Below are 10,040 nucleotides of genomic sequence, written 5' to 3' on the forward strand. Positions count from 1 at the left end.
GAACGAGGAAGGCCCCATGGACGCCATCACCGTCATCCGAGCCAAGCGGGACCGGGGAGAGCTGACCCCCGAACAGATCGACTGGGTCATCGACGCGTACACCCGGGGCGAGGTGGCCGACTACCAGATGGCCGCCCTGAACATGGCGATCCTGCTCAACGGCATGAACCGCCGCGAGATCGCCCGCTGGACCGCCGCCATGATCGCCTCCGGCGAGCGCATGAGCTGGGACAGCCTCTCCCGCCCCACCGCCGACAAGCACTCCACCGGCGGCGTGGGCGACAAGATCACGCTGCCGCTCGCGCCGCTCGTCGCGGCCTGCGGCGCGGCCGTGCCGCAGCTCAGCGGGCGCGGTCTCGGCCACACCGGCGGCACGCTCGACAAGCTGGAGTCGATCCCCGGCTGGCGCGCGCTGCTCTCCAACGCCGAGATGCTCGACGTACTCGACTCGACCGGCGCGGTGATCTGCGCGGCGGGTGACGGTCTCGCGCCCGCCGACAAGAAGCTGTACGCGCTGCGCGATGTCACCGGCACCGTCGAGGCGATCCCGCTGATCGCCTCGTCGATCATGTCGAAGAAGATCGCCGAGGGTACGGGCTCGCTCGTCCTCGACGTCAAGGTCGGCTCGGGCGCGTTCATGAAGAACATCGAGGACGCCCGCGAACTCGCCTCCACCATGGTCGAGTTGGGCACCGACAGCGGCGTCCGTACGGTGGCGCTGCTCACCGACATGGCGACGCCGCTCGGCCTCACGGCGGGCAACGCCCTCGAAGTACGGGAATCCGTCGAGGTGTTGGCGGGCGGCGGCCCGTCCGACGTGGTCGAGCTGACCCTCGCCCTCGCCCGCGAAATGCTGGACGCGGCGGGCGTCAAGGACGCGGACCCGGCGAAGGCCCTCGCGGACGGCTCGGCGATGGACGTGTGGCGTCGCATGATCGCCGCGCAGGGCGGCGACCCGGACGCGGAGCTCCCCACCTCCCGCGAGCAGCACGTGGTGACGGCCCCGTCCTCGGGCGTCCTCACCCGCCTCGACGCGTACGACGTGGGCGTGGCCGCATGGCGCCTGGGCGCGGGCCGCGCGCGCAAGGAGGACCCGGTGCAGGCGGCGGCGGGCGTCGAGCTGCACGCGAAGCCGGGCGACGAGGTACAGGCGGGTGCGCCGCTGATGACGCTGCACACGGACACGCCGGAACGCTTCGAGTACGCCCTCGAATCCCTGACATCGGCATGGGACATCGCCCCCACAGGCACGGAGTTCTCCCCGTCCCCGATCGTCCTGGACCGGATCGCTTGATCGAAAGGGGGACCCTCTGTTCCGTGGAGCGCCCGATTTGGGCGATTCCCGGAGACAGAGGGTCCCCCTTTCGTTTGTGACCGGACCGGCCGGCCCCGGTCGGACGGTCAGGTGCGGTCCGGGTCCGGCTCGCGTCCCCGGTGCTCCACCACCCCTAACGTCTCGGCCAAGCCCGTGAGTTGAAGCAAGCGCAGCAGTGCCGGGCCGGGGTCCCTGATCCGTGTGCCCGCTCCCGCTCGGCGGGCCGTGAGGCGCAGGCGGGCCAAGGCGTCGATGACCGCGAAGTCCGCCTGGCCTGCCTGGTGGAGGGCATGGGTGTCCACGATCACCTCGGCCGCACCGGTCAGCTCCAGCTGCCCCCGCAGGTGCTCACAGAGCTGGGGGACCTGGGCGCGGGTGAGGGGTGCGGCAAGGCGGACGACGAGGGGCTCAACGGCAGTCATGCAGGGTGGACCGCCCGAGCCCCGAAAACTCATCGGTCCCCGGCCGGACGGTCCGGCCACCCCTCGTAGGAGTCTGCCAGGAGGCCGCCCCTACGCCCCCGCCTCCAGCTTCTCCGGCAGTCCGAACAGCGGGAACCACCGCTTCGTGTCCAGGAATGCGTTGAGGCCCGAGATCTTGCCGTCCGTGATCTCGATGACCTGCAGCGCCCACGGCGAGTACGAACCGTCCTCGTTGAGGTGGTACTGCCCGAACGCCGGCGTCCCGTTGGCGACCGTCGCGATGAGCTTTCCGTCGCGGCACTTCGCGCCCTGCACCAGGTGCCAGTTGACGATGTCCTCGTGGCCGACCAGCCACAGGTCGAACGGGGGCATGGACATGATGGCGTCCTCGTGGAGCAGGGACGTCAGCGTTTCCATGTCATAGCCCTCGAAGGCCGCCACATAGCGGTCGAGCAGCTTCTGCTGGTCATCGTCGAGCGGATCGATCGTCTCCGTCTCGCGCACCCCGCCGGTGTCCGCGAGGGTCGCCCGCGCGCGCTGCAGCGCACTGTTCACCGACGCCACCGACGTGTCGAGCAGCTCCGCCACCTCGCTGGCCTTCCACGCGAGCACCTCGCGCAGGATCAGCACGGCGCGCTGCTTGGCCGGCAGATGCTGAAGCGCCGCCACAAAGGCGAGCCGCACCGTCTCACGGGCCACCGCGGTCTCCGCCGGGTCGGCCGACGACGGCAGCACCCGGCCGTCCGGTACGGGTTCGAGCCAGGTGATCTCCGAGCGCTCGTTGAGCACCGCGGTCGCCTGATGCGCCTGGTCGGTGAGATCCATGGGACGCGCCCTCTTGTTGCCCGCGTTCAGCATGTCCAGGCACACGTTGGTCGCGATCCGGTACAGCCACGAGCGCAGCGAGGACCGGCCCTCGAACTTGTCGTACGCGCGCCAGGCACGCACGAACGTGTCCTGCACGGCGTCCTCGGCCTCGAAGCCGGAACCGAGCATCCGGTAGCAATAACCGGTCAGCTCGGTCCGGTGCTTCTCCATCCGCAGGTCCAAGTCCCCCCTGGTCCCTGCCGCACCACTCAGATCAGACGATCCCGCCATTGGGTTCACCCCTGTAGCCCTCGACACTGGCACTTCGAAAGCTACAGGGCCCCACTGACAATCGCCCGTGAGCAGCGAAAACCCGTCCTATCCCTTGACAGCCGGCAGAGGAAAGGACGAATCCGTCACGCCGGTCACGTGCCGGCCTTGCGCCCGTACACGTAGACGTCGTCGCCCTTCTTCAGAAGGCTCCAGTACGCCTGTGCATCGGCCTTGCGCATGTTCACGCACCCGCCCGAGCCCGGCGGCGCGTACATGCTCTTGTCGACCTGGTGGAAGGCGATGCCGCCGTCGAAGAACTGCGTGTACGGCATCCACACCTTGTAGATCGTCGACCAGTGGTTGAGCTTGCGCAGATAGATCTTCTTCGAACCGGTCCTGGTCTCCGCCCCGTTGCGTCCCGTCCGCACCGGCACGGGACCGTACTTCAGCTTCGAACCGTCCTGGATCCAGCTGATCTGCAGCGTGAGGTTCACGCACGCGATCCGGCCCTTGTTGGTGGGGCACTTGCCGGCCGCGTTGGGGTTCTTGCCCACGGCCTTCTGCTTGTTCATCAGGTTCATCACGCCCCAGGTGACAGGGCCCGCGTACCCGATGTTCGGCTTGATCAGGTGCTTCGTCTGGAAAGCCCGTATCGCCTTGCAGTCCGTCGAGGACTGCTTCCCGTCCACTTTCAGGCCGAGGAACTTCTCGACCTGCTTCTGGTACGGGCCCGTGCTCGTCGTACACGTGGTGGCGGCCGCCGCCGAGCCGGCGCTCAGCGCCACGCTCAACGGCACCACCAGTGCCGCGACCCCCGTCGCCGCCGCTGCTCTCCGGGTCTTTCTCCGCATGGCCGTCGTCCCCTTCCGGCGCAGTGTGTGCTCTGTGCTGGTAGGACGGTTCTGAAGTAGGCCTGGTTGTACGGAAATCGACGTCAATTCAAGGGAAATTCCCGTGAGTTCGGAGCAGGCCGGACTTACCGGGCCGCGACGAGCACCCGCCGCTCCACTCGCGCCGCATGCGACCCGTAAAGCGTCACCGACACCACACCGAGGACGGCGATCAGACCGAGGACTACGGTCGCGGGCCAGCCGCCCGCGTGGAAGGCGAGCGCGCCCAGGGTTCCGCCGGCGCTGGAGCCGATGTAGTACGCGGACTGGTAGAGCGCCGAGGCCTGCGCACGGCCCGTGGTCGCCGTACGGCTGACCGACGAGGAGGCCACCGCATGCCCCGCGAAGAACCCGGCGGTGATCAGGACGAGTCCGAGCAGGATGCCCGCGAGGGAGTCCGTGAGGGAGAGCAGCAGTCCGGCCGTCGTCGTACCGACCGCGAGATACAGCGCCCCGCGCCGCCCGAGTCGGCCCACCAGCTTGCCCGCGGCGGCCGAGGAGACGGTGCCGACCAGATAGACCAGGAAGACCGAACCGACGATGCCCTGCGGCAGGTTGAACGGTTCGTCCACGAGCCGGTACCCGATCACCGTGTACACGGCGCCGAAGACGGTCATGAACAGCGCGCCGATCGCGTAAAGCCGCACGAGCAGCGGGTTCGACAGATGCCCGCGCACCGTCCCGTACAGGGCACGGGGGTTCAGTGAACCGGCCTGGAAGTTAAGGGCCTTCGGCAGCAGCGCGCGGAACGCGAGCCCGCACACCAGCGCCATCAGACCCACCGCGAGCAGCGCCGCGCGCCACCCCCAGGCCTGCGCGACCCAGCCGGCGAGGATACGGCCGCTCATGCCGCCGATGCTGTTGCCCGCGACGAACAGGCCGACCGCCGCGACCAGCGCCTTCGGCCGTACTTCCTCCGCGAGATACGCCATCGCGGATGCCGGGAGTCCGGCGAGCGCGGCGCCCTGCACGGCTCGGAGCACGACCAGCCAGCCGATGCTCGGTGCGAACGGCACGAGAAGGCCGACCAGGACGGCGACGCTCAGCGAGACGGTCATCAGGGTGCGCCGCCCGAACCGCTCCGAGAGCGCGCTCAGCGGGAGGACGAAGAGGGCGAGCGCGCCGGTCGCCGCGGAGACCGTCCAGCTCGCGTCGTCCGCGGTGACCGCGAACTCGCCCGAGATGGCGGGCAGCAGGGCCTGCGTGGAGTACAGGAGCGCGAACGTGGCGAGTCCGGCGGCGAACAGCGCGAGGCTGATCCGGCGGTAGCCGGGCAGGCCGGGCGCGAGCCGGGTGTCTTCGGGGAGAGGGGCAGGGGACGCAGGGGTGAGGGCACCCGCAGGGTGGGCGGATGCCCCGCTACTGGCGGCAGGCATGCTCCGAAATTAGGCCGCCCCGATTCATGCGTCCAATGCATGGACTCGCCATAATCGTTCCCATGGTGCATGAGCAGAGGTCAGAGGCGGGGCTGTCACTGAACAGTGACACAAAAGACATTCAGGCCCTCGCCGAACTGGACCCCGAGTCCTGGTCCGCGATCCTCGCGCCCCGCCTCGCGTACTTCGCCGCGGTGGCCCGCGCCGAGCACGTCACGCGGGCCGCGCACCGGCTCCAGGTCCCGCAGTCCACGGTCTCGCGCGCCCTGGTCCGGCTCGAACGCGACCTGGGCGTCGACCTGTTCGCCCGCCACGGCCGCACGGTCTCGCTCACCGCGGCCGGCCGTACCTTCCTCGCGACGGTCGAGCGCGCACTGGGCGAAGTGGAAAGAGCGGCCGAGTCGGTACGGGCGGACGCCGACCCCGAGTCCGGCAAGGTCGCCTTCGGCTTTCTGCACACCATGGGCTCGGAGACGGTGCCGAGCCTGATCCGCGAGTTCCGCGCCGACCATCCCCGGGTCCGCTTCACCCTCGTCCAGAACTACGGCGAGTGGATGCTGGAGCATCTGCGCTCGGGAGAGCTCGACCTCTGCCTGACGTCCCCGGTCCCGGACGCCCCGGACCTGGCCGCCCGCCGCCTCGACGAACAGCGCCTGCGCCTGGTCGTCCCCGAGGACCACCGCCTCGCGACCCGCAAACGCATCCGGCTCGCGGAGGCCGCCGAGGAAACCTTCATCATGCTGGAGCCGGGCTACGGCCTGCGCCGCATCACCGACGACCTGTGCGCGGAGGCCGGCTTCCGCCCGCGCATCGCCTTCGAGGGCGAGGAGGCGGAAACCCTGCGCGGCCTGGTCGCGGTCGGCCTGGGCGTGGCGCTTCTCCCGCCACCCGCCGTACCGCGCAAGGGAGTCGTGGAACTGACGATCACGGGCCAGCGCGCGGTCCGCGAGATCGGCGTCGCCTGGCTCGAGGGCCACCCGGACACACCGCCGGTGGCGGCGTTCAAGAGGTTCTTGCTGACGAGGAGGGGGCGGCTGCTCGCGTAAAGCGGCCCCCTCGCACGCAGCGTCTCACCGCATCAACGCCCGCCCGAACCCCGAAGCCAGCGGCATCCGCAACCCCAACGGCGGCGGCGCCGCGAACGCGTCCGCCACCGGTCGCGCGAACGGCTGCCCGAACAGAGCCCCCCGTACGAAATCCACCGCCAGCGCGAACACCTCCGCCCGGTGCTGCAGCATGGCGTGCCCGTCCGAGTGCACCTCGAAGCGTGCCGTGTCCCGGTTGGCCTTCTTCAGACGCTCGGCGAAACGGAACGAAAGCTCGGGATCCGTCCGCTCGTCATTGGTGCCGTGCGCGATCAGCACATGACGGCCGACGAGCTGCTTCACCGGCTCGGGCGCCCGCGCCACATCCTTCTCCGGCAGCCAAGGGGCCAGCGCGAGCACCGAGTTGACGGCACTGTGCCCGCCCGCGTGCAGCGCGGCCCTGCCGCCCATGTCGATCCCGGCGAGGCAGATCGGCACGTCGCCGTAGCGCCGTACGACCTCGTCGGCGGCCCAGAGCGCGTCGGCGGCGGGCGCCGCGTCCGCCCCGTTCCAGCCCCGGGCCCGGTAGTGCACGGCGTGCGCGACCAGGCCCTCCTCGCGCCCGGCGCGGGCCAGCCTGCGGCCGAGCGCGCGCACGTTGGCGAGCGCGAACGGGTGGGCCCGCCGCGCGGAGGTCTCGTCGCCCGCCGGAAGCAGCAGCACCACACCGCCCACCGCGCGCCCCGGCGTCAGCTCCTGCCCGATGGCCCGCCCAAGTCGGGCCTCACGCCCCGGAATTGCTTGCTGTGTCACGGCAGAACAGTCTCAGAAATGCGGGTGTACGCAACCTTTACCGGGGGTCACTGTTACGTATCGACATCCGATGTCACACCGCGGCACCCCCGACGCCGCGGTGAAGGAATTCCGCACGGACCAGCGCGCTCTACGCGCGTAGGCGGTAGAGTGCGGCAATGACGAGCCAGACCACTCCCTCCCCGACCCCGGACCAGATCCGCCGGGCCCCCAAGGTGCTGCTTCACGACCACCTCGACGGCGGCCTGCGCCCCGGGACGATCATCGATCTCGCCCGCGAGAGCGGCTATGAAGGCCTCCCCGAGACCGAGGCCGACAAGCTCGGCATCTGGTTCCGCGAAGCCGCCGACTCCGGCTCGCTGCCGCGCTACCTGGAGACCTTCGCGCACACCTGCGCCGTCATGCAGACCAAGGAAGCGCTCTTCCGGGTCGCCGCCGAGTGCGCCGAGGACCTCGCGGAGGACGGCGTCGTCTACGCCGAGATCCGGTACGCACCCGAGCAGCACCTCGAGAACGGCCTCACCCTCGAAGAGGTCGTCGAGGCGGTCAACGAGGGCTTCCGCGAGGGCGAGCGGCGCGCGAAGGAGAACGGGCACCGCATCCGCGTCGGCGCCCTGCTCACCGCGATGCGCCACGCGGCCCGTGCCCTGGAGATCGCCGAACTCGCCAACCGCTACCGCGATCTGGGCGTCGTCGGCTTCGACATCGCGGGCGCCGAGGCGGGCTTCCCGCCCACCCGCCACCTCGACGCCTTCGAGTACCTCAAGCGCGAGAACAACCACTTCACGATCCACGCCGGCGAGGCCTTCGGTCTCCCGTCCATCTGGCAGGCCCTGCAGTGGTGCGGAGCCGACCGGCTCGGCCACGGCGTGCGGATCATCGACGACATCCAGGTCGCCGACGACGGCACCGTGAAGCTCGGCCGGCTTGCCTCGTACGTACGGGACAAGCGCATCCCGCTGGAAATGTGCCCCTCGTCCAACCTGCAGACGGGCGCCGCCACTTCCTACGCCGAGCACCCCATCGGGCTGCTGCGCAAGCTGCACTTCCGGGCCACCGTGAACACGGACAACCGCCTGATGTCCGGCACGAGCATGAGCCGTGAATTCGAGCACCTGGTCGGTACTTTCGGCTACACGCTCGATGACATGCAGTGGTTCACAGTCAATGCGATGAAATCAGCGTTCATTCCTTTCGATGAACGACTCGCCATGATCAACGACGTGATCAAGCCGGGCTATGCCGAGCTCAAGTCGGAGTGGCTGTTCCGGCAGACCGCTGCGACCAGCGGTTCCGAGGGCTGAGCAGGCGGAAAACACGGATGAGAGAACGGCCGGGAAGATCAACTCCCGGCCGTTTTTCATACGTTGACGGTGTTTGCGGGCGCGCGGCAGGCCTCGATAGCTTGCATGACCGCTCAAGAACTCCCCGTCTACAAGGACGTATTCACCATGAAGCAGTCTGCCAAGACCCTCGGTGTCGCCGCCCTCGGTGCCGCTTTCGCCGCAGCGGGCGCCGGCACCGCGTCGGCAGCTCCCGCTCTTCCGGACCCCGCGCAGGCCGTCGGTGCGGTCACCAAGGACCTTCCGGTGGGCCAGGTGACCAAGACCCTGCCGGGCGCGACCGAGGCGGTGGACGCCGGGCAGGGTGCGCTCACGAACGGTCTGAGCACCGCCAAGCCGACCCTCGAGAAGTCGCTGCCGGCGGACACCGACCCGGTCGCGGGCCTGCTCGGCGGTCTGCCGGTGGGCGGTCTCCCGACGGGTGGCCTGCCGACGGGCGGTCTGCCGGTCGACGGTCTGCCGGTCAGCACCGGCGGTCTGCCGGTCCAGGGCCTCCCCGCGGTCGGCGGCCTCCCGGGTCTGCCCGGCCTCGGCGGCTGACGCACGCCGGCCAAGCGGAAAGGGCGCCCACCGGAGTCGTACTCCGGGCGGGCGCCCTTTCGCATGCTCTGTGCTCAGGATCCGTCCCCGGACCCCGGCCGCTACCACGCAGGCGCGGTGGTGTCCTTGTGGAGGGAGTCCTTCTCGGCGGGCAGCAGCGCCCAGAGCGCCAGGTACAGCAGGAACTGGGGGCCGGGCAGCAGACACGACACGAGGAAGATCACGCGCATCGTGGTCGCGGAGGTGCCGAAGCGCCGTGCCAGCGCTGCGCACACTCCGCCGATCATCCGTCCGTTACGGGGGCGGGCAAGGGCGGTCATGGTGGCTCCTTCGCGAACCGTCGGTGAGGCTCCTTCGTCGGCGCCTCGGTGTACTTCAAAGCTACGGTCGCGAACGGCGCAAAACGTCAGGCTACGGGGCGATCCCGACCCTGGGAATCGTCGGGGTCGGCCCCTGAGACGCCTCGTCCCTGGGCAGGGTCAGCCGACCCGGGAGCCCCTGCCTGCGGCGGATACGGGCCCGTGCCGCGGGGACGAGGGCCAGATGCGCGACGGCGACACCGACGGTGTTGAGCAGCAGCGAATCGATATCGACGACCTGGCCCGGTACGGCGGTCTGCAGCAGCTCGATCCCGAGGGAGAGCATCGCCCCCGCCGCGACCGTCCGCAGAAACGACCCGAGCGACGAGGCCTGCAGACGCCCGCCTGCCATCGGCAGCAGTACGCCCAGCGGCGCGAGCAGCAGCAGTGCCTCACCGATCCGGCGCGCGGCCTGGGCGGGCCCGAGCGCCAGATCCGCCTTGATCCCGGCGAACGGCTGCAGGTTCGCCGCGGTCACCCACGGCACATCCAGGGGACGCAAGGTGAGCCAGCCGACGAAAGCGAGATGCGCGACGAGGAGCAGAACTCCTGTCGCACGAAAGCGGATGACGGCCGACCCGCCAAGTCCCTGACGCTGCACGCCCCCCTAGACGCAGGGATACGCGCAAACGGTTCCGCACGGGGCGGAAGCGGAGGAGTGCACTTGGACGGGCGGCTCGGCGGGGGTGCGGTCTCGTTGCCGGGTGCGGCTGGGTGGCGCCTGCGGCGGGCGACTTTTCCCCTACCCGCCCCTTCCCGAAACTGGGGCTGCGCCCCAGACCCCGGATCCGAACTTCGTTCGGATGTCCTCAAACGCCGGACGGGCTGGATGTGCCGGACGGGCTGGTTGATTGCCGCAGGCGGGGGCTCTGCCCCC

Annotated in this window: 11 protein-coding genes; 4 read left to right on the forward strand and 7 right to left on the reverse strand. The window is 70.0% G+C overall.

The window, feature by feature from the left end; genetic code table 11:
* Nucleotides 1–16 precede the first annotated feature (16 nt).
* Entirely contained in the window at nt 17–1,294 is a 1,278-nt protein-coding gene (locus tag G6045_RS16945; RefSeq protein WP_165332796.1) for a thymidine phosphorylase, read from the forward strand.
* Nucleotides 1,295–1,401: 107 nt separating this feature from the next.
* Here G6045_RS16945 and G6045_RS16950 read toward each other — a convergent pair whose 3' ends face one another.
* The 4 genes from G6045_RS16950 to G6045_RS16965 form a co-directional block, all read right to left on the reverse strand.
* Nucleotides 1,402–1,737 (reverse strand): STAS domain-containing protein, encoded by a 336-nt coding sequence (locus G6045_RS16950; protein ID WP_165332797.1) that lies wholly within the window; start codon nt 1,735–1,737, stop codon nt 1,402–1,404.
* A gap of 90 nt (nt 1,738–1,827) precedes the next feature.
* On the reverse strand, nt 1,828–2,835 hold the full coding sequence (locus G6045_RS16955) for a sigma-70 family RNA polymerase sigma factor (RefSeq protein ID WP_165332798.1): 1,008 nt from the start codon (nt 2,833–2,835) through the stop codon (nt 1,828–1,830).
* Between the two features lie 134 nt (nt 2,836–2,969).
* Entirely contained in the window at nt 2,970–3,668 is a 699-nt protein-coding gene (locus G6045_RS16960) for a L,D-transpeptidase (RefSeq protein WP_165332799.1), read from the reverse strand.
* 125 nt (nt 3,669–3,793) lie between these two features.
* Nucleotides 3,794–5,083: an MFS transporter gene (locus tag G6045_RS16965; RefSeq protein WP_165332800.1), complete on the reverse strand. Its 1,290-nt coding sequence runs from the start codon at nt 5,081–5,083 to the stop codon at nt 3,794–3,796.
* A gap of 62 nt (nt 5,084–5,145) precedes the next feature.
* On the opposite strand from G6045_RS16965, the gene G6045_RS16970 reads away from it, so the two are divergent.
* A complete protein-coding gene (locus G6045_RS16970; RefSeq protein ID WP_165332801.1) occupies nt 5,146–6,129 on the forward strand; it encodes a LysR family transcriptional regulator in 984 nt (327 codons plus the stop codon).
* A 24-nt stretch (nt 6,130–6,153) separates the two neighbouring features.
* On the opposite strand, the gene G6045_RS16975 is transcribed toward G6045_RS16970, so the two are convergent.
* Nucleotides 6,154–6,921 (reverse strand): prolyl oligopeptidase family serine peptidase, encoded by a 768-nt coding sequence (locus G6045_RS16975; protein WP_165332802.1) that lies wholly within the window; start codon nt 6,919–6,921, stop codon nt 6,154–6,156.
* 158 nt (nt 6,922–7,079) lie between these two features.
* Between G6045_RS16975 and G6045_RS16980 the strand changes: the two genes are divergently transcribed.
* Both G6045_RS16980 and G6045_RS16985 read left to right on the forward strand, forming a co-directional pair.
* The gene (locus G6045_RS16980; protein WP_165332803.1) at nt 7,080–8,225 is read left to right on the forward strand and encodes an adenosine deaminase; all 1,146 of its coding nucleotides are present in this window, start codon (nt 7,080–7,082) and stop codon (nt 8,223–8,225) included.
* 147 nt (nt 8,226–8,372) lie between these two features.
* Nucleotides 8,373–8,804 carry an ATP-binding protein gene (locus G6045_RS16985; RefSeq protein WP_165332810.1) on the forward strand — a complete coding sequence of 144 codons (432 nt, stop codon included), beginning with the start codon at nt 8,373–8,375 and terminating at the stop codon, nt 8,802–8,804.
* A gap of 101 nt (nt 8,805–8,905) precedes the next feature.
* Here G6045_RS16985 and G6045_RS16990 read toward each other — a convergent pair whose 3' ends face one another.
* The gene (locus G6045_RS16990) at nt 8,906–9,124 is read right to left on the reverse strand and encodes a PspC domain-containing protein (RefSeq protein WP_165332804.1); all 219 of its coding nucleotides are present in this window, start codon (nt 9,122–9,124) and stop codon (nt 8,906–8,908) included.
* Between the two features lie 91 nt (nt 9,125–9,215).
* Nucleotides 9,216–9,764: a VanZ family protein gene (locus G6045_RS16995; protein WP_165332805.1), complete on the reverse strand. Its 549-nt coding sequence runs from the start codon at nt 9,762–9,764 to the stop codon at nt 9,216–9,218.
* Nucleotides 9,765–10,040 lie beyond the last annotated feature (276 nt).

The organism is Streptomyces mesophilus (assembly GCF_011044995.1).
GTDB classification, from domain to species: Bacteria; Actinomycetota; Actinomycetes; order Streptomycetales; family Streptomycetaceae; genus Streptomyces; species Streptomyces mesophilus.